This is a genomic window from Micromonospora sp. NPDC002389 (genome assembly GCF_040296095.1).
In the GTDB taxonomy this organism is placed as follows: domain Bacteria; phylum Actinomycetota; class Actinomycetes; order Mycobacteriales; family Micromonosporaceae; genus Micromonospora.
The window spans coordinates 257,510-275,828 of the sequence record NZ_JBEOWP010000001.1 but is presented as its reverse complement, the minus strand read 5'-3'; the positions used below and the strand labels follow the sequence as shown (position 1 = coordinate 275,828).

Here is an 18,319-nt window from a genome sequence, read left to right as displayed (position 1 = left end):
CAGCTCCGAAGAGGGCCGCATGACCCAGCCCGCGCTGTTCAATCCCGCGGCACCGGCGCCCCGGGCGGCGGCCGTCGGTCCCCGGTACACGCCGCTGGAGCTGGCCAAGCTGCTCAAGCTTCCGGCACCGACCCGGGAACAGGCGGCGATCATCGCAGCCCCGGTGGAGCCGCTGCTGGTGGTCGCCGGCGCCGGTTCGGGCAAGACCGAGACGATGGCCGCGCGGGTGGTCTGGCTGGTGGCCAACTCGTACGTCCGGCCCGAGCAGGTGCTCGGTCTCACCTTCACCCGCAAGGCCGCCGGTGAGCTGGCACATCGGGTGCGTACCCGGCTCGACCAGTTGGTGCGCCGGCTGGGGCGGCGCGGACGGGACCCGCTCGACGACCCGTTCGCGGGCGAGCCCACGATTTCCACCTACCACTCGTACGCCGGACGGATCGTCACCGAGCACGGCCTGCGGGCCGGGTACGAGCCCTCCACCCGGCTGCTCACCGAGGCGTCCCGCTGGCAGCTCGTGGACCTGATCGTGCGCAACTACGACGGGGACATGTCCGAGGTGGACCGGATGCCCAGCACGGTCACCGACGCGGTGCTGGCGCTCTCCGGCGAGCTGGACGAGCACCTCGTCGACCCGGACGCCCTCGCCGCGTGGACCGGCCGGTTCTTCGCCGACGTGCAGTCCCGTCCCGGACGGGTCTACGCCGACGTGCGCAAGGCGCTCGCGCTCCAGCAGACCCGGTTGAAGCTGCTGCCGCTGGTGCGCGCGTACGCCCGGCGCAAGGACGACTTCGAGGCGATGGACTTCGCCGACCAGCTCGCCCGGGCCGCCCGGGTGGCCCGGGACCATCCCGGCGTCGGCGAGATCGAGCGCGGCCGCTACCGGGTGGTGCTGCTCGACGAATACCAGGACACCAGTCACGCCCAGGTGGTGCTGCTCGGCGCGTTGTTCGGCGGTGGGCATCCGGTGACCGCCGTGGGCGACCCCTGCCAGTCCATCTACGGCTGGCGCGGGGCCAGCGCCGGCACCCTGGACCGCTTCCCGACCGAGTTCGCCCGCACCGACGGGGAACCCGCCCGGGCGCTCGGGCTGACCACCAGTTGGCGGAACCGGCCGGAGATCCTCGCGGTGGCGAACGCGCTCTCCACCCCGTTGCGGGCGGCCGGTGCCCAGGTGCCGGAGCTGCACGCGGCGCTCAGCGTCCGCGACCCGATCCCGCACCGCAGCGCGCGCGGCGCCGCCGCCGGCACCGTGCACTGCGCGTTGCTGGCGACGTACGCCGACGAGGCCGACTGGATCGCCGACAGCGTGCTGGCCGCCTGGCGGGGTGCGGCACGGATGCCGGGGGTGCTGCCCGAGCAGATTCCGGTGACCCGACGCCCGACCACGGCGGTGCTGGTCCGGCTGCGCAGCCAGATCCCGGTGATCGCGGCGGCGCTGCGGGAACGTGGCCTGCCGGTCGAGGTGGTGGGGCTGGGCGGACTGCTGGACACCCCGGAGATCCGCGACGTGGTGTGCACGCTGCGGGTGCTCGCCGACCCGACCGACGGTGCCGCGTTGTTGCGCCTGCTGACCGGTGCCCGGTGGCGGATCGGGCCACGGGATCTGGTCGCGCTGCACCGCCGGGCCAAGGCCATCGCGGCGGCCCGTCGCCAACTCGCCGACGACGGTACGGCCGAGATCATGCCGGACCGCCTGGACGAGGCGACGCTGATCGAGGCGCTGGCCGACCTCGGCCCGGCGCAGGCGTACTCGGCCGAGGGCTATCTGCGGCTGCGCGCGTACGCCCGGGAGTTGGGTCTGCTGCGGTATCGGCTGGACCAGTCGCTGCCGGAGCTGATCGCGGACGTGGAGCGGACCACCGGCCTGGACGTGGAGGTGGCGGTACGGGCCGGCGGCGAGGGTGCCGGTGACGCCGGCCTGGCGCGCAGTCACCTGGACGCGTTGGGTGACGTGGCCGCGCGGTTCAGCGGGGAGACGCCGGGCGCCACGCTCGCCGGTTTCCTGGCCTACCTGGCCGCCGCCGAGGACGAGGAACGCGGCCTGGCACCGGGCGAGGTGGAGGTGGTCGAGGGGGCGGTGCAGATCCTCACCGCGCACGCGGCCAAGGGGCTGGAGTGGGACGTCGTCTCGGTGGCCGGGCTGAGCCGTGGGGTGTGGCCGGGGCCGGTCCGCAACTCCGACCACTGGCTGGGCGGGCTGGGGGTGCTGCCGTTCCCGTTGCGCGGCGACGCGGACGGGCTGCCCGACCTGGACCTGGCCGATCTGGACGACCAGCGGGGCGTGGCCCGGGCGGTGGAGGACTTCACCGACGCCTGGCGGGCGCACGACGAGCGGGAGGAACGCCGGTTGGCGTACGTCGCGGTGACCCGCCCGCGTCGCCTGCTGCTCTGTTCCGGCCACTGGTGGGGTGAGGGCACCAAACGTCCGCGCGGCCCGTCCGGGCTGCTGCGCGAGGTGCACGACGCCTGCCTGGACGCCGGGGCCGGTCACCTGGTGGACGAGTGGGCGCCCGAACCGTCGCCGGACGCGGTGAACCCGACCACCGAGGTGGTGATCCGGGCCGAGTGGCCGGCCGACCCGCTGGGCGTACGCCGCTCCACGTTGACCGAGGCGGCGTCGCTGGTCCGGCGTCACCTGACCGACGACGCACCGGCCGCCCCGGAGGACGAGGCCCCGGATCAGGACGTGGCCCGGTGGCGGCGGGAGGCCGATCTGCTGCTCGCCGAGCGGGCGGAGCTGAGCCGGCTGTCCGGACCGATCGAGGTGACGCTGCCCGAGCACCTGTCGGTCACCCAACTGGTCGCGTTGCGTCGGGACCCGGCGGCACTGGCCCGGTCGCTGCGCCGGCCGTTGCCGACCGAGCCGAACCCGTACGCCCGCCGGGGCACCGCCTTCCACGCCTGGCTGGAGCAGCGCTTCGGCGCGGACCGGCTGCTCGACACCGACGAGTTGCCGGGTGCGGCGGACGCCGACGCGGCGCCGGACGAGGCGCTGGCGGAGCTGCAACGGCGGTTCCTGGGCAGCGAGTGGGCGGACCGTACGCCGGTCGAGGTGGAGGTGCCGTTCGCGACGGTGATCGGCGGCGTGGTGGTCCGCGGCCGGATGGATGCCGTGTTCCGCCGTCCCGGCGACCGGTTCGACGTGGTCGACTGGAAGACCGGTGCCCAGCCTTCGGGCGCGGCGGCCGAGGTGGCCTCGGTGCAGTTGGCGGTCTACCGGTTGGCCTGGGCCGAGCTGGCCGGTGTCCCGGTCGACCGAGTCGGCGCGGCGTTCCACTACGTGCGGGACGGGGTGACCGTCCGTCCGGCGGACCTGCTCGACGTCGACGGCCTGACCGCCCTGATCACGTCGCTGCCGGAAATCGGGCTGGACGGGTAGCGCGGGCCTGAATCCGTGGTACTGTGCCCGCGTTGCAGTTTTGGTTCCAGCTCTGTTTGCGCCTGGCGGATTGTGGCCCCAGGCGCTCTTTGTTATGTCCGGACCTCTCCGGGCGGGGCGACCAGCAGCGACAGAAGTTCCGGGAACCGCCCGGAGCTCTCCACTCTTTCGACCCCGTAACAGGTGCGGGTTCGACGTTCCGTCAAGGAGACGAAACAAGCATGGCTATTGGCACCGTCAAGTGGTTCAACGCTGACAAGGGCTTCGGCTTCATCACCCCGGACGGCGGCGGCGCCGACGTCTTCGCCCACTTCTCGGCCATCCAGACCTCCGGCTACCGCAGCCTGGACGAGAACCAGCGCGTGGAGTTCGAGGTCGTCCAGGGCCAGAAGGGCCCGCAGGCGGAGAACATCCGCCCGGTCTGATCTGCCGGGTTCGCCCGCGACGGCCGGGCCGCCTCCGCCACCCATTGGGACCGGAGGCGGCCCGGCCGTCCGCATTTCGGACGGCCGGTTTGGCGGAACCCTGAGTCGGTAATCAGCCGTCCTACCGTCGGGTGGACGACTGTCACCACCTCCCGGCTGGGGAACGCTGGGTGCGGGGGGATGAGCCGGGGGGATCGGCTCAGCTCGGGGAGGAACGACCATGGTGGGTTCGGCGGCGGTGCGGGAACTACTCCTGGTGGTCGCGGTGGCGGCCGCCGGGCTGCTGCTGGCCACGGCCGTGGCGTTCGCTCCCTGGCCCGTCACGCCGGGCGGGGCGGCCCCGTCCGGCCTGGTGGACCTGCACGGGCCGGCCGCCACCGCGCGGCCGGGCAGCACCGCCGGTTGAGCCGGCGGATGAAAGGAAGGGCCCCTTCCTAACGCCTCGGGTATAGCAGGGGTCCCCGGCTAACACCTGCCGCCCTTACCCGCCTCCCCGGCTCGGCGGAGGCGTTAGGGTCGGATCCGTGCCGACGCGCAGAGCGAGAATCCCAGCCGCGAAGTACCCCGTCGAGCGGTTCACCCTCGACAACGGCCTGCGGGTGGTCCTGACCCCCGACCGCAGTGCACCGGTGATCGGCGTGGCGGTGGTCTACGACGTGGGCATACGGTCCGAGCCCGAGGGACGGACCGGCTTCGCGCACCTCTTCGAGCACCTGATGTTCCAGGGCTCGGAGAACCTGGAGAAGCTCGCCCACTTCCGGCACGTCCAGGGGGCCGGTGGCACCTTCAACGGCTCCACCCACCTGGACTACACCGACTACTACGAGACCCTGCCGAGCAACGCCCTGGAACGGGCGCTGTTCCTGGAGGCCGACCGGATGCGCGGCCCTCGGCTGACCGAGGAGAACCTGCGTAACCAGGTGGACGTGGTCAAGGAGGAGATCCGGGTCAACGTGCTCAACCGGCCGTACGGCGGGTTCCCCTGGTTGACCCTGCCGCCGGTCATGTTCGACACCTTCCCGAACGCGCACGACGGGTACGGCTCCTTCGACGACCTGGAGTCCGCCACCGTCGCCGACGCGGCCGACTTCTTCCGGCGCTACTACGCCAGCGGCAACGCCGTGCTCGCGGTCAGCGGCGACATCGACACCGCCGAGGCCGTCGAGCTGATCGAACGGCACTTCGGCGACGTACCGGCCCGTCCGGCGCCGGACCGGCCGGACTTCGCCGAGCCGGAGCCGACCGCCGAGAGGCGCACCGCGTACGAGGACAAGCTGGCCCCGCTGCCGGCGGTGGCCTCCGGCTGGCGGGTGCCCGACCCGATCGGGGACTTCGCCGACTACCTGCCGTTCGTGGTGCTGGCCGAGGTGCTCACCGACGGCGACGCCTCCCGGCTGGTCGAGCGGCTGGTGCACCGCGACCGCACGGTCACCAGCATCGGCGGCTACCTGGGCTTCATGGGCGACCCGTTCGACGTCCGCGACCCGACCGCCCTGCTGATCCAGTCCCACCTGCCGCCCGGCGGCGACGTCGACAAGGTGCTGCGCACCGTCGACGAGGAGCTGGACCGGGTCGCCACGGACGGCCTCACCGAGGGCGAGCTGGCCCGTACCCAGGCCCGGATGGCCACTCACCTGCTGCGCGACACCGACGCGGTGCTGTCCCGCGCGCTGCGAATGGCGGTGTTGGAGCAGCAGCGCGGCGAGCCCGGCCTGCTCGGCGAGCTGCCCCGGCTGGTCGGTGAGGTCACCGACGAGCAGGTCCGCGCCGCCGCGGCCACCCTGCGGCCGGAGCGCCGCGCGTCCGTCGAGGTGATTGCGAAAGGTGGCCGCCAGTGAGCGCGAGGAGTGAGCCGGGCCTGCGAGCCCCGCAGTCGCGAACGAAGGATGACCAGTGAGCGCGAGGAGTGAGCCGGGCCTGCGAGCCCCGCAGTCGCGAACGAAGGATGACCAGTGAGCACGCCCACGCGAACGCTGCCGCCGCTCGGCCCGACCCGTCGACTCAAGCTGCCCCGGCAGGCCGAACGCACGCTCGACAACGGGCTCACCGTGATCGTGGTACGCCGTCCGGCGGTGCCGCTGGTGGAACTGCGTCTCTGGATGCCGTTCGTCCGTGCCCACCTCGCCCGGGGCCACCTGCTGGCGCAGACCCTGCTCTCCGGCACCGAGACGATGAGCAGCGTGCAGATCGCCGCCGAACTCCAGCGGATCGGCGGCGGGCTCTCCGCCGGGCTCGACCCGGACCGGTTGATGCTCTCCGGCACCGCGCTGGCCACCGGGCTGGACCGGATGCTGGAGATCCTCGCCGACGTGGTCACCGGTGCCAACTACCCGGCCGAGTGGGTCGGCGTCGAGCGGGACCGGCTGGTGGACGGCATCCAGGTGGCCCGGAGCCAGCCCGCCCATCTGGCCCGGACCGCGCTGCTGCGGCGGATCTTCGGCCGGCACCCGTACGCGGTCCAGACCCCGGAGCCCGAGCAGGTCCGCGCGGTCCGTCCGGCCGCCCTGCGGACGCTGCACGCCCAGCGGGTCCGACCCGCCGGCGCGGTGCTGGTGCTGGTCGGCGACGTACGCCCAGAGCGGGCGTTGGACGCCGCCGAGAAGGCGCTCGCCGGCTGGCAGGGCGGCGAGCACGCGGCCGAGGTGCCGCCGGTCCCGCCGCTGGAACCCGGCCCGCTGCTGCTGGTCGACCGGCCCGGTTCGGTGCAGTCGTCGATGCGGATGGCGTTGCCGGCGGTGCCGCGTACCCATCCGGACCACGCCGCGTTGCAACTGGCCAACCTGATCTTCGGCGGCTACTTCTCCTCGCGCTGGGTGGAGAACATCCGTGAGGACAAGGGCTACACGTACGGTCCGCACTCGATGGTCGAGCACTCGGTCGGCGGTTCGGTGCTGCTGGCCGCCGCCGAGGTGGCCACCGAGGTGACCGCACCGGCGCTGCTGGAGACCACGTACGAGCTGGGCCGGCTGGCCACCGTGCCACCCAGCCAGGAGGAGTTGGACCAGGCCCGCCAGTACGCCCTCGGCACGCTCCAGCTCGGCATCGCCACCCAGGCGGGCCTGGCGTCGTTCGTCAGCGCGTACGCCGGGAGCGGGTTGCGGCTGGACTTCCTCTCCGAGCACGCGGCCCGGCTGGCGAAGGCGAGCGTCGACGACGTCACCGAGGCGGCGGCCCGCTACCTCGCCCCGTCCCGCGCGGTCACCGTCGTGCTCGGTGACGCCGAACGCATCGAGCCCTCGCTGTCCACGCTGACCCCGGTCCACACCACACCGGCGACACCGTGAGCGGGCCCACCGGCACGGCGTTGCCGTCGGACGGCTGGGGACAGCCGGTCGACTGGGTACTACAGGGGGAGGCGGCCCCGCCGCTGGCCCGCTCGACGCTGGACCGGGCGGCGCATCGGCGTACCGATCCGCAGTGGTTGGCGGCGGCCTGGTCCGGCGCGCGGGTGCTGGTGCTCGACGTGGAGGCCGGCGGCCGGGCGCTGGTGCGGACCGACACCCAGGTGCCGGAACTGGTCCTGGTGGCAGCGGACGACCTGCCCTCGACGCTGGCCGCCGACGCGGTGTTCCTCGGGGTGGAACCGGACGGGGTGCCGGTCTTCTGCGTGCACACCGCGCTGACCGTGCGCCCGGACACCCGGTCGGCTCACCTGCGGGGTGTCGGACATCTGCTCAGCGACCGGGACGCCGGGCTGTTCACCACGGCGCTGGCGCTGACCAACTGGCACCTGCGGCACCTCTATCACCCGGTCACCGGCGCACCGACCCGCACCGACGAGGCGGGGTGGTCCCGGGTGGACGGCTCCGGTGAGCGGGTGTGGCCGCGTACCGACCCGGCCATGATCGTGCTGGTGCACGACGGTGTCGACGGTCTCGACGGGCGCTGCCTGCTGGGCAACAACGCCGCCTGGCCCAGCCCGAAGGGGCAGCGCCGGTTCTCCTGTCTGGCCGGGTACGTCGAGCCGGGCGAGTCGGCCGAGGCCACCGTGCTGCGGGAGGTACGCGAGGAGGTCGGCGTGCCGGTCCGCGAGATCACGTACGCGGGCAGCCAGGCGTGGCCGTTCCCGGGCTCGCTGATGCTCGGTTTCCTGGCCACCGCCGACCCGGAGCACCCGGTCCGGCCCGATCCGGCCGAGATCGCGCAGGCCCGCTGGTTTACCCGGCAGGAGATCGGTGCCGCGCTCGCCGGCCGGGAGGTGGACGCCGGAGGCGACCGTCTGCTGTTGCCCCCACCGTCGTCGATCGCGCTGTTCCTGATCCACCGCTGGTTCGACGGCCACTGCTGAGATGTAAGGAAGGGTCCCCTGCTAACGCCTGGTGTATAGCAGGGGACCCTTCCTTACCTCCACGCCGAGCACGGCGGCGGGTGCGCCGGGTGCGGCGCTGGCGTGCGCGGATGCGCCCCCGACCCGTGGCCGTCGTTGCCGCGGCGGCCACGGGCCGGGGACACGGGCCGTCGTGGTCGGCTGGGTGAGGAACACGGCGGGGGAGCCGGTCGACCACGACGGACGTGGGGAGGTCAGGTGTCGGGCGGACCCGGGCGGGCCCGCCAGCGCCTCGGGTCGTCCAGCGGCAGCACCTTGACCCGCTGCCGGCCGGAGCGTACGGCGCCGACGGTGGCGATGGCCCGGGCGAGGTGCAGGGCTGCGTCGCGGTCCTCGGCGTGCACGACCTGGCGACGCGGCTCGGGCCGGGTGGTCTCGTCCCGCAGCCGGTGACCGCCGGCCCAGGCGGCCGTGATGTCGGTGTCGGCAGCGGCGCGAATGTCGGTGCGAACGATCAGGAACCGCATGTGGGTCTCCGATGTGCCGCGATGCGTGGAACCGTGGAAGTTCCACGTCACTACCCGGCCATCGTACGCCCGGTCCGCATCTCAGCAAGTGAAACACGGCGATTGATTTCAGCCCCGTCCGATCATCCGATGCCTGCTCATCGGGGTGGTCGGGGCGGATGGCAGCGGATGGTCGGGGTGGACGACGACGGGGCCGTCGGTGGTGTGCCGACGGCCCCGCGAGACGTGCCCGAACTAGTTCAGGTCGAACTGCCCGTTCTTGGCGCCGGAGATGAAGCCCAGCCATCCGGCCCGGTTGAACAGCAGGACCGGGCCACCCGGGTCCTTGCTGTCGCGCAGCGCCATTGCGGCGGGGCCGGTGCTAAGTGGTGCGACCTCCACGCAGTTGGAGGTCTGGCTGCGCGTGCTGGTACGCCAGGGGGCGTGCGCGAGCTGGGCGAGGACGGACGGCGTGGTGCGAATGTCGTTCATGGTTGAGCTCCTGACGTGAACCGATGGATCGAGTGGGGACGCACGTGCCGAGCGCGGTCCCCTCCTCGGTCACCGCTCCGTCAGGCTCCCGGAGGAACCACGGCGCTGGGCCGGCGCCGTTGCCGATCCATTGGCCACAATGGACGATGCTCCCGGACTGGTCAGCCGTTCCGACGACTTGACCAGCCAGGAGTGGGTATCCGCTGCGGAAAGTGCCGCCGTACGTAGCCACTCGAACACCACTTTATAGTGATTTAGGGTGATTGCATCGGTCGACATGACGTCGGTGAAGCCACCTTCGATGGCGAGCGTCTCCGGATCGAGTGGATCGGCGAACCGATAGACCGAGAACGCGGTCGGTGGGAGGTACCACTGCCCGATCGGCGTCTCCCTGGGCAGGACGTGCAGCGTGACGTTGGGCAGCATGGCCAGCTCGCAGAGCTGCTCCAACTGCTCCCGGAGCACCTCGGGCGGCCCGGCCCGGTGCCCGAGCGCCGCCTCCTCCAACACCGCCGTGTACTGGGGCGCGTCGTGTTCCCGGGTGAGCAGCCGCTGCCGGGCCTGCCGGGCCTTGACCTGCGTCTCGGTCTCCTCCTCGGCCTCCGGATCGCCGGCCTCCCGGCCGACCTGGTATGCCGAGGAGAGCCGGACCCGGGCGTACCCCGGGGTCTGCAACAACCCCGGCACCAGCACCGGGTTGTACTCGGAGATCTCGGCGCAGCCCGCCTCCAGCTCGGCGAAGCCGCGTTGCTGCTGTGTCATCGCCGGATAGTTCTTGAGCCAGCCGCGCATGTCGCCGGCCTCGTCGGTGATGCCGAGCAGCTCCGCCCGCCGTGCCTCGTCGGCGTCGTACAGGTCGAGTAGGTCCCGGACGTCCTGCGGGTCGGGCCGGCTGCGGCCGTTCTCCAGTCGGGACAGCTTCGACGCGGAGGCCCAGCCGACACGCTCGATGACCTGGTCACCGGTAAGCCCGGCGGCCTCGCGCAACTGGCGCAGTTCGCGGCCGAGCCGCTGCCGACGCAGGATCGGACTGGGTGCGGCAGGAGGCACGGTGTCCTCTTTTCCGTCGACCGCCGCAGACGCGACGGTAACTGTATGAAATTCGCCCCCCACGGCCAGTATGGACGTCGCGACCGGCGCCGGAGGTACCGGCGGGGGCGTGTCATGAGAAATACGGACACCCGACACACCGGAACGAGACCGCCGTCATCTGCGTCCCCGCCCCGGACGGGTTCCCGACCGCGCCCGAGTCGCGCCACCCCCGGAGGGATCAATGCGAACCGTCCTGAGTCGCCCGGACTTCCGCCTGCTGTTCGGCGGACTGCTGGCCAGCATGACCGCAGAGTCGATCCTGCTGCTGGCACTCGCCATCTGGGTGAAGGACCTCACCGGATCGGACGGCCTCGCCGGTGCCACCATCTTCGTCATCCTCGCGCCGAGGACCCTCGCGCCGCTGGTCGGCTGGTTCGTCGACCGGTATCCCCGGAAGCCCTTCTTCGTGGTCACCAACGTCGCCATGGCGTTGCTGCTCACCCCGCTGTTCGCGGTGCGGGACGCGGACGACATGTGGATCATCTATGCGGTGGCCGCGCTCTACGGCCTGTCGAACCTCACCGTCGGCGCGGTGCTCAGTCGGCTGATCCAGGAGCTGGTCCCGTCCGACCTGCTCGGTGAGGCCAACGGCGCGTTGCAGACCGTGCGGCAGGGTCTGCGGCTGGTCGGTCCGCTGGCCGGCGCCGGCCTGTACGCGGTGCGCGGCGGCTGGGTGCTGGCCGCGGTCGGGATGGCCGGATTCCTGGTCGCCGCCGCCGTGGTCGGCATGCTCCGGGTGGCCGAGTCGCCCGCCCGGCCGACCGATCGGCTCGCGGACCGCCCGGCCGACGGCACCACCCGGGTACGGCGGCTCTCCGCCGAACTGGTCGCCGGACTGCGGCACCTCGCCGGCGAGCCGGCGTTGCGGCGGGCGGTGCTCGGCTACGGCCTCGGCTCGCTGGTGATGGGCTTCACCGAGTCGCTGATCTTCGCGTACGTGGACTCGGGGCTCGGACGGGACGCCGCGTTCGTCGGCGTACTGGTCACCGTGCAGGGCATCGGTGGACTGGTCGGCGGGTTGTGCTCGGCGGCCGTCCTACGTCGACTCGGTGAGCTGGGCACCCTCGCCGCCGGAGTGGCGTTCTTCGGCCCGGCGGCACTGGCGCTGGCGTACCCGAACCTGTGGCTCGGCTTCACTGCGGTGCTGCTGGCCGGGGTCTCCCTGCCGCTGACCCTGGTCGGCCTGCACACGCTGATCCAGCGGCGGACCCCGCCCGAGCTGATCGGCCGGGTCGCGGCGGCCTCGGAGGCGGTGATCCGGTGCCCGCAGGCGATCTCCGTCGGCGTGGGCGCGCTGATCGTCGGGGTGCTCGACTACCGGGCGGTCTTCGTGTCGATCGGCCTGGCCACCCTGCTGGCCGGTGGCTACCTCTGGGCCGGGCGCCGGCTGAGCCCGCCGGCCGGACCGGCGGCGCGTACCCGGGTGCCGGCGCCGCGCCCGGCCGCCGAGGACCGGGACCCGGCGCCCGTCGGGACGCTGAGCGGCCGGGGCGGCCGCTGACCACGACGCGGCGGCCGGTCCCGATCGGGACCGGCCGCCGCAGGTACGTCCGTGGTCAGACGGTGATGCTCGCCAGGTGCTGCTTGACCTGGTTGATCGACGGGTTCGTCAGCGCGCTGTCGTCGGCGAAACGCAGGGTGGGCACGGTCTGGTTGCCGCCGTTGACCCCCATCACGAACTCCGCCGCCGCCGGATCCTGCTCGATGTCGACCACCTGGTATTCGATCCCCTCCCGGTCGAGCTGCGACTTCAGCCGGTGGCAGTAGCCGCACCAGGGAGTGGAGTACATGGTCAGCATGGTGAGATCCTCCAACGTCATGCGCGCCTGCTCGCGCAGATCAGCACAGGCTAACCGCTGCAACATCCGAGCGAGCTGCGACAATTCCCCGCTGTGGTGGTTAACTCCGCGTCCGAACGCGTGCTGACCGGGCTCGACCCGGAACAACGCTCGGCCGTGACCGCCTCGGCTGGTCCGGTCTGCGTACTCGCCGGGGCGGGCACCGGCAAGACCCGGGCGGTCACCTCGCGGATCGCGCACCGGGCGTTGACCGGGGAGATCTCCGCCCGGCACGTGCTCGCCGTCACCTTCACCGCCCGCGCTGCCGCCGAGCTGCGCCACCGGCTCGCCGCGCTCGGGGTGGCCGGCGTGCAGGCCCGGACCTTCCACGCCGCCGCACTGCGCCAGGTGCGCTACTTCGCGCCCCGGCTGCTCGGCGGGCGGGCCATGCCCGAGCTGCTGGACAGCAAGGTGCGCCTGGTCACCCTCGCTGCGGCCCGGGCCGGCCTGCGGACCGACCGGACCGCCGCCCGGGACCTCGCCGGTGAGATCGAGTGGGCCAAGTCGTCGCTGGTCGAGCCGGGGGAGTACGTGGTGGCGGCGGCGAAGGCGCTGCGCGAGACGCCGCACGAGCCGACCAAGGTCGCCGAGGTGTTCGCGGCGTACGAGAAGCTCAAGCGCAGCGGTGGTGTGATCGACTTCGAGGACGTGCTCCGCGCCGCGGTCTGGGGGATCGAGGAGCACCCGGACGTCGCCGAGCAGGTACGCAACCAGTACCGGCACCTCGTCGTCGACGAGTACCAGGACGTCAACCCGTTGCAGCAGCGGCTGCTGGACGCCTGGCTCGGCGGCCGGGACGACGTGACCGTGGTCGGCGACGCCAGCCAGACGATCTACTCGTTCACCGGGGCGACGTCGTCGTACCTGGTCGACTTCCCGCGTCGCCACCGGGGCGCCACGGTGGTCCGGCTGGTCCGTGACTACCGGTCCACCCCGCAGGTGGTCGGGCTCGCCAACGCGGTCATCTCGCAGGCCCGGGGCACCGAGGCGCGGCTGCGCCTGGAACTGGTGGGCCAGCGTCCGCCCGGCCCGGAGCCGGAGCGGCGGATCTTCACCGACGAGCCGGCCGAGGCCGCCGCGGTCGCCGCCCGCTGCCGTGCGCTTGTCGACGCCGGCACCCCGGCGCGCGAGATCGCCGTGCTGTTCCGCACCAACGCGCAGTCCGAGGCGTACGAGAAGGCGCTGGCCGAGGCGGGCGTGCCGTACCTCGTCCAGGGGGCCGAGCGGTTCTTCGAGCGGGCCGAGGTGCGGCAGGCGATGGTGGCGCTGCGCGCGGCCACCCGGTCGATCCCCGGCGAGACGCCGCTGCCGGTGGCGGTGGTCGAGGCGCTCGCCGCCGTCGGGTGGGCACCCGACGCGCCCCCGCCCGGTGGGGCCGCCCGCGAGCGGTGGGAGGCGCTGGCCGCGCTGGTCCAGCTCGCCGAGGAGTACGCGGCCACCCCCGACCTGATGCCGCTCGGGGTGGCCGCCACGGTCGAGCGCCCGGTCACCCTCGCCGACTTCGCCGACGAACTGGCCCGGCGGGCGGCCCAGCAGCACGTACCCACGGTGGAGGGGGTGACCCTGGCCTCGCTGCACTCCGCGAAGGGCCTGGAGTGGGACGCCGTCTTCCTGGTCGGGCTGGCCGAGGGCACCCTGCCCACCACGTACGCGCGCACCACCGAGCAGGTCGAGGAGGAGCGCCGGCTGCTGTACGTCGGCATCACCCGGGCCCGCCAGTGGCTCTGGCTGTCGTACGCCTCGGCACGTTCCCCGGGCGGGCGGGCCCGGCGGCCGTGCCGGTTCCTGCCCCAACTGGCCCCGGGCGGGACGGAACGGGCGACCTCGGGCGGCCCGGCGCGCGGTGCCCAGCGGCGGGCTGCCACCCGGATCGTCTCCTGCCGGATCTGCGGCACCACCCTGTTCGCCGGGCCGGACCGCAAGCTGGGCCGCTGCGCCACCTGCCCGTCCGACATCGACGACGAGCTGCACGAGCGGCTGAGCGAGTGGCGCTCCCGGGTGGCCGGGGCCCAGCGGGTGCCGGCCTACGTGGTCTTCACCGACGCGACGCTCGTCGCGCTCGCCGAGCGGCGCCCGGCCCGGCCCGAGGAACTGGTCGCGATCGCCGGCATCGGCCCGCGCAAACTCGGCCTGTACGGGGAGGCCGTGCTGGCGCTGGTCGGGGGTGCGGCGGTCGATGAGATCTGCCCTCAGAAAACTTTCTGAATCTGACCGTTAATTCGTTTGCCCTCGCCCCACCGACCGTCATAGCCTCAGGGCACACCTCGCGAGGGGGCCCTGTTCGGGCTGCTCACGGGGCATCTGTTCCGAGTCGATCGTCGAGTGAAGGCAAGGAGGTGGCACCGATGGAGAGTTACGTCAACCAGCGTCCGACGGCGCTGCCCGTTGCCGTCGCTCCGCTGTCGGCTGCCCTGATCTCCGTCGTTCCGGTGACGGAAGTTCGGGCGACCGTCGTCGCCACGCGACCGTGGGCCCCGCAGGCGCACCGGGTCGAGGTTCAGGCCGAGCTGATCCTCGCACCGAAGCCGAACGGGATCCAGGGGACCACTGGCTTCACGGGCAAGGGCGTCGATGGCGCCAGCAAGCGGATGGACGTCCGCGGTGTTCCACCTCGAGGTAGACCGGTCTGACCATCAGACCACCGGCTCACCTCGAGGCCGCGGAACCCGCACACCGGGATCCGCGGCCTCAGTTTTTTTGCACCGCCGAAGTACGTCGGAACAGCGATCCACGAGATCGAAGTGTGAGAGAGAGGTGACCGGGCGATGAGTCTGGCGTTGGCCCCGCTCGACCTGAGCGTCGAGATGGAGGCGAACCTGCCCTGCCGGAAGTTCGACCCCGACCTGTGGTTCTCCGACTCGCCCACCGAGCTGGAACTGGCCAAGTCGCTCTGCGGGGACTGCCCGCTGCGCGTCGAGTGCCTGGCCGGTGCGGTCGAGCGGGCCGAGCCCTGGGGCGTCTGGGGCGGCGAGATCTTCGAGCGTGGCGCGGTCGTCCCGCGCAAGCGGCCCCGTGGTCGCCCGCGCAAGGAGGACATCGCCCGTGACGCCGCCCTGCGGGTCGAGGCCGAGGCGCGACTGGCTGCCGACGGGCTCGCCCCGTCGCGCAACGCGGTCCGGCTGGCTGCCTGACATGTTCCCGAACCGGACCAACCCCGCCGGCCGCGTGCCGGCCGAGAGAGAGCTGACCACGATGCTGCATCTGCCGAACGGAACCACCGACATGTACCTACTCCACGAAGCGTTGTCGAAGGTGCGAATGTTGCGGCCTCAGGCCGGCCGCACCACCACGAGCACTGAGGCAACCCGATCCGCCCGTACCGTCGCCATGACCGGCCGTGCCCGGTCGGCCCGCGAGTTGGGCGTTCTGTAGGACCGACACGGGAAACGGCGGGCGGGGACCAGAGGTCCCCGCCCGCCGTCGTCGTGTGGTGGGGCGGTGCTCAGCCGACCGGGGCGAAACCGGGCAGCCAGCGTTCCAGGATGCCCCGGTAGGGCGCCTTGGCCTCCAACTGGCACAGCACCCCGATGGAGCCGAGCGTCACCCGGTGGATGAGCAGGTACGACGGCGGCAGGTTGAGGTGCCGGCTGAATTGGTACGCGGGCGAGCGCGGGTTGGCCAGCCGGGTCGCCTCGGCACGCAGCCAGGCCCGGGAGAACCGGAACTCCTCGGCGGCGATCGGTTCCAGCATCGGCCGCAGGAACTCCAGCAGCGCGCGGGCGTCGATCGGGTCGTCGGTGCTGACGAAGCCCTCCGAGCGCAGGCCGGCCTCCACCCCGTCGGCGTCGCCGCGCAGGGCCAGGGCGGCGATGCGGCCGATCGGTTCCGGCGTACCCTCCGGCATCCGGGCCACCGCGCCGAAGTCGATCACCCCGAGCCGGCCGTCCGCCAGCAGCCGGAAGTTGCCCGGGTGCGGGTCGGCGTGCAGCAGCCCGGCCCGCGCCGGTGCGGACAGGTGCAGCGTGGCCATCAGCAGGCCGGCCCGGTCACGGTGCTCCTCGCTGCCCTCCCGGATGATGTCCGACAGCGGTGTGCCCTCCACCCACTCGGTGACCAGCACCCGGGGCGAGGCGGAGAAGACCGTCGGGACGTAGATCTCGGGATCGTCGGCGTAGGCCGCGGCGAAGGCGCGCTGCGACTCCGCCTCCAGCTCGTAGTCCAACTCCTCGGTGATGCGTTCCCGCAGCTCGGCGAGGAGCGGCTTGACGTCCAGCCCGGGCTGGATGGCCCGGAACATGGCGCTCAGCCGGGAGAGCTGCTTGAGGTCGGCGAGCAGGGCGTCACCGGCGCCCGGATACTGGATCTTGACGGCCGCGTCCCGGCCGGTGCCGTCCGGCATCCGCCACACGGCCCGGTGCACCTGCCCGATGCTGGCCGCGGCGGCGGGGGAGTCGTCGAAGGTGACGAAGCGCTCCCGCCAGGCCGGACCCAACTGCTCGGCGAGGACCTTGTGCACGCTGGCGGCGGGCAGCGGCGGCGCGGCCTCCTGAAGCTTGGTCAGGGCCTGCCGGTACGGCGCGGCGACCTCCTCGGGCAGGGCCGCCTCGAAGACCGACAACGCCTGCCCGAACTTCATCGCCCCGCCCTTGAGCTGGCCGAGGACGCTGAAGAGCTGTTCGGCGGTGCGTTGCTGGATCTCGGCGGAGATCACGTCGGAGGCGAGGCCGGTGACACGTTTTCCCATGCCGAGGACGGTCCGCCCGGCGAAGCCGAGCGGCAGTGCGGCGAGCTTGGCGGTGCGGGACACGGCCCGGCGCGGGATGTCGGTCACGAGGTCATTGTTACCGACTCGACGGGCCCGCTGCTGCTCTGCGCCCGGGCTGGCGTTCATCTTCGGTGTACGCACCGCACCGGCAGCGGGGGTGTGGCGGCCAGTGCCGGCGGCGGGTGACGCCCGCCGGGCCGATCTCCACCGCCCCGCCGAGCGTCTCCGGCGTGCCGCCGTCGAGCTGCGCCAGCGCCTCGCCGACCGTGTAGGCGGTGGCCGCCAGGACCGTGCCGGTGGCACACGTCGGGGTGGCGGGCGTGTGGGCGATCTGGGCGGCGATCGTCGGCCAGTGCGGGTCCCGGTCGGCGCGGTGCAGGTCGAGGCAGCGCAGGCAGGGGCCGGTCGGCGGCCGGACCAGTGGCCCGATGACCGGTACGCCCTCCCGGACGTCGACCAGCAGGTGCGGCTGCCGGCGCTGGGCGTGACCGGCGGCCACCAGGGCGGCCGGTCGGTCGAGGCCGAGCTGGATCACCAGGTCGGGACGGGTCCGGCGCAGTGGTTCGGTGGAGGTGCCGGGTGCGGCGCGCGTCACGGTCGCCCGGACGGCCGCGTCGAGCGGACGCCCGAGGTCACCGGCGGCGATACCGCTGGCGACCAGGTCGACGGGGCGCACCGGGCCGGTGAGGTCGGGCTGGACGTGCCCGACACCGGCCTGGGCCAGGGCCAGGGTGACGGCGGCGCCGAGCGGCCCGGGACCGGTGACCGCCACCCGGGCGGCCAGGCGACGTCGGAGCACCTGGGCGGGGGTGCCGGGCAGCCGGGCGGCGGCCAGGGCCAGCGCACCGGCCTCCGCGGCGAGCCGGCTCCGGCGGGGCTCGGCGAGATCCCGGGGCACCAGCGTGTGCGCCGGCACCACCAGCCCGGCCTCGCGCAGTGCGTCGAGCAGGGCACGGGCGTGCTCCGGACGGCCGCCCGTGCCGGTCAGCACCTGCCGCTCGCTGCGCGTGCCGTCGAGCAGGTCGAGGAGCCGGACCGCCCCGGGGTCGGCGAATTCGACCAGAACGGCACGCTCCGGTGCCAGCCCGAGCTGGAGGGTGTGCCGGTCACGCCAGAGTCGGCTGAGGCCGGGCAGCAGGGTGGGGCGGGGCGACGGCGGGTGCTCCGTGATCGGCGGCATGGGTACGAACAGTGACCGATTCCCTGCTGTCCGTCGATCGTTGTCCACAGGTGGCCACCCGCAGATCCAGGGCTGTCCACAGGATTTGGCGAGTTTTCCACAACTCGTCGGTAACCCTGTCGGTGGCCCGACAGTGAGCGGGAACACCGCGAGGGGGTGGCCGCCGGCCACCCCCTCGCGCGGACGCGTACGTCAGACCTTCGCCTTGCCCAGGATGCGGTTCACTGTTGTGCCACACACCGGACACTTGCCCTTGGCCATGTTCATACCGGTCTTCGAGACCTCGACGCGGCCTTCGAAATCCCGCTTCTCCTTGCACTTGACGCAGTAACCGTTGTAGGTCTGGGCCTGGTCGGCCACGGTGTGCCTCCTCGTCTCGTCCGCCGGGTCGTTGCCGGTCCGGCGGTTCTCCCGGCGGCGGGCGCCTACGACGTC

Annotated in this window: 17 protein-coding genes; 10 read left to right on the top strand and 7 right to left on the bottom strand. The window is 72.8% G+C overall.

The genetic code is table 11. From position 1 onward, the window contains the following. Positions 1-19 precede the first annotated feature (19 nt). From ABT008_RS01260 to nudC, 6 genes are all read left to right on the top strand, one after another. On the top strand, positions 20-3,379 hold the full coding sequence (locus tag ABT008_RS01260; protein WP_350692625.1) for an ATP-dependent helicase: 3,360 nt from the start codon (positions 20-22) through the stop codon (positions 3,377-3,379). A gap of 221 nt (positions 3,380-3,600) precedes the next feature. After that, a complete protein-coding gene (locus ABT008_RS01255) occupies positions 3,601-3,804 on the top strand; it encodes a cold-shock protein (RefSeq protein WP_155214663.1) in 204 nt (67 codons plus the stop codon). A gap of 220 nt (positions 3,805-4,024) precedes the next feature. Next, positions 4,025-4,210, top strand: a complete 186-nt coding sequence (locus ABT008_RS01250) for a hypothetical protein (protein WP_350692623.1) — start codon at positions 4,025-4,027, stop codon at positions 4,208-4,210. Between the two features lie 118 nt (positions 4,211-4,328). Then, positions 4,329-5,642, top strand: coding sequence for a M16 family metallopeptidase (locus ABT008_RS01245; protein WP_350692622.1), 1,314 nt, complete (start codon positions 4,329-4,331; stop codon positions 5,640-5,642). Positions 5,643-5,756: 114 nt separating this feature from the next. Then, entirely contained in the window at positions 5,757-7,088 is a 1,332-nt protein-coding gene (locus ABT008_RS01240; RefSeq protein ID WP_350692620.1) for a M16 family metallopeptidase, read from the top strand. A 20-nt stretch (positions 7,089-7,108) separates the two neighbouring features. Then, complete coding sequence (nudC, locus tag ABT008_RS01235; RefSeq protein WP_350693158.1) at positions 7,109-8,092, top strand: NAD(+) diphosphatase; 984 nt, start codon at positions 7,109-7,111, stop codon at positions 8,090-8,092. Between the two features lie 233 nt (positions 8,093-8,325). On the opposite strand, the gene ABT008_RS01230 is transcribed toward nudC, so the two are convergent. The 3 genes from ABT008_RS01230 to ABT008_RS01220 form a co-directional block, all read right to left on the bottom strand. Beyond that, positions 8,326-8,598: a hypothetical protein gene (locus ABT008_RS01230; RefSeq protein ID WP_350692619.1), complete on the bottom strand. Its 273-nt coding sequence runs from the start codon at positions 8,596-8,598 to the stop codon at positions 8,326-8,328. A 234-nt stretch (positions 8,599-8,832) separates the two neighbouring features. Next, positions 8,833-9,069, bottom strand: a complete 237-nt coding sequence (locus tag ABT008_RS01225) for a DUF397 domain-containing protein (RefSeq protein ID WP_350692618.1) — start codon at positions 9,067-9,069, stop codon at positions 8,833-8,835. A 69-nt stretch (positions 9,070-9,138) separates the two neighbouring features. Next, positions 9,139-10,119, bottom strand: a complete 981-nt coding sequence (locus ABT008_RS01220) for a helix-turn-helix domain-containing protein (protein WP_350692616.1) — start codon at positions 10,117-10,119, stop codon at positions 9,139-9,141. A gap of 223 nt (positions 10,120-10,342) precedes the next feature. Between ABT008_RS01220 and ABT008_RS01215 the strand changes: the two genes are divergently transcribed. After that, positions 10,343-11,662: an MFS transporter gene (locus ABT008_RS01215; RefSeq protein WP_350692615.1), complete on the top strand. Its 1,320-nt coding sequence runs from the start codon at positions 10,343-10,345 to the stop codon at positions 11,660-11,662. A 55-nt stretch (positions 11,663-11,717) separates the two neighbouring features. On the opposite strand, the gene ABT008_RS01210 is transcribed toward ABT008_RS01215, so the two are convergent. Beyond that, positions 11,718-11,960: a mycoredoxin gene (locus ABT008_RS01210; protein ID WP_350693156.1), complete on the bottom strand. Its 243-nt coding sequence runs from the start codon at positions 11,958-11,960 to the stop codon at positions 11,718-11,720. 93 nt (positions 11,961-12,053) lie between these two features. Here ABT008_RS01210 and ABT008_RS01205 point away from each other — a divergent pair, with 93 nt between their 5' ends. The 3 genes from ABT008_RS01205 (at position 12,054) to ABT008_RS01195 (ending at position 15,130) form a co-directional block, all read left to right on the top strand. After that, positions 12,054-14,204, top strand: coding sequence for an ATP-dependent DNA helicase UvrD2 (locus tag ABT008_RS01205; RefSeq protein WP_350692614.1), 2,151 nt, complete (start codon positions 12,054-12,056; stop codon positions 14,202-14,204). Positions 14,205-14,344: 140 nt separating this feature from the next. Next, the gene (locus ABT008_RS01200) at positions 14,345-14,629 is read left to right on the top strand and encodes a hypothetical protein (protein ID WP_350692613.1); all 285 of its coding nucleotides are present in this window, start codon (positions 14,345-14,347) and stop codon (positions 14,627-14,629) included. Between the two features lie 135 nt (positions 14,630-14,764). Further along, positions 14,765-15,130: a WhiB family transcriptional regulator gene (locus ABT008_RS01195; RefSeq protein WP_350692611.1), complete on the top strand. Its 366-nt coding sequence runs from the start codon at positions 14,765-14,767 to the stop codon at positions 15,128-15,130. 311 nt (positions 15,131-15,441) lie between these two features. Here ABT008_RS01195 and ABT008_RS01190 read toward each other — a convergent pair whose 3' ends face one another. The 3 genes from ABT008_RS01190 to ABT008_RS01180 all read right to left on the bottom strand — a co-directional run bounded on the left by ABT008_RS01190 (position 15,442) and on the right by ABT008_RS01180 (position 18,244). Continuing rightward, on the bottom strand, positions 15,442-16,770 hold the full coding sequence (locus ABT008_RS01190; RefSeq protein WP_350692609.1) for an ABC1 kinase family protein: 1,329 nt from the start codon (positions 16,768-16,770) through the stop codon (positions 15,442-15,444). A gap of 10 nt (positions 16,771-16,780) precedes the next feature. Then, entirely contained in the window at positions 16,781-17,884 is a 1,104-nt protein-coding gene (locus tag ABT008_RS01185) for a TOMM precursor leader peptide-binding protein (RefSeq protein ID WP_350692607.1), read from the bottom strand. 192 nt (positions 17,885-18,076) lie between these two features. Beyond that, on the bottom strand, positions 18,077-18,244 hold the full coding sequence (locus ABT008_RS01180; RefSeq protein ID WP_012014940.1) for a DUF5679 domain-containing protein: 168 nt from the start codon (positions 18,242-18,244) through the stop codon (positions 18,077-18,079). Between the last annotated feature and the right edge of the window lie 75 nt (positions 18,245-18,319).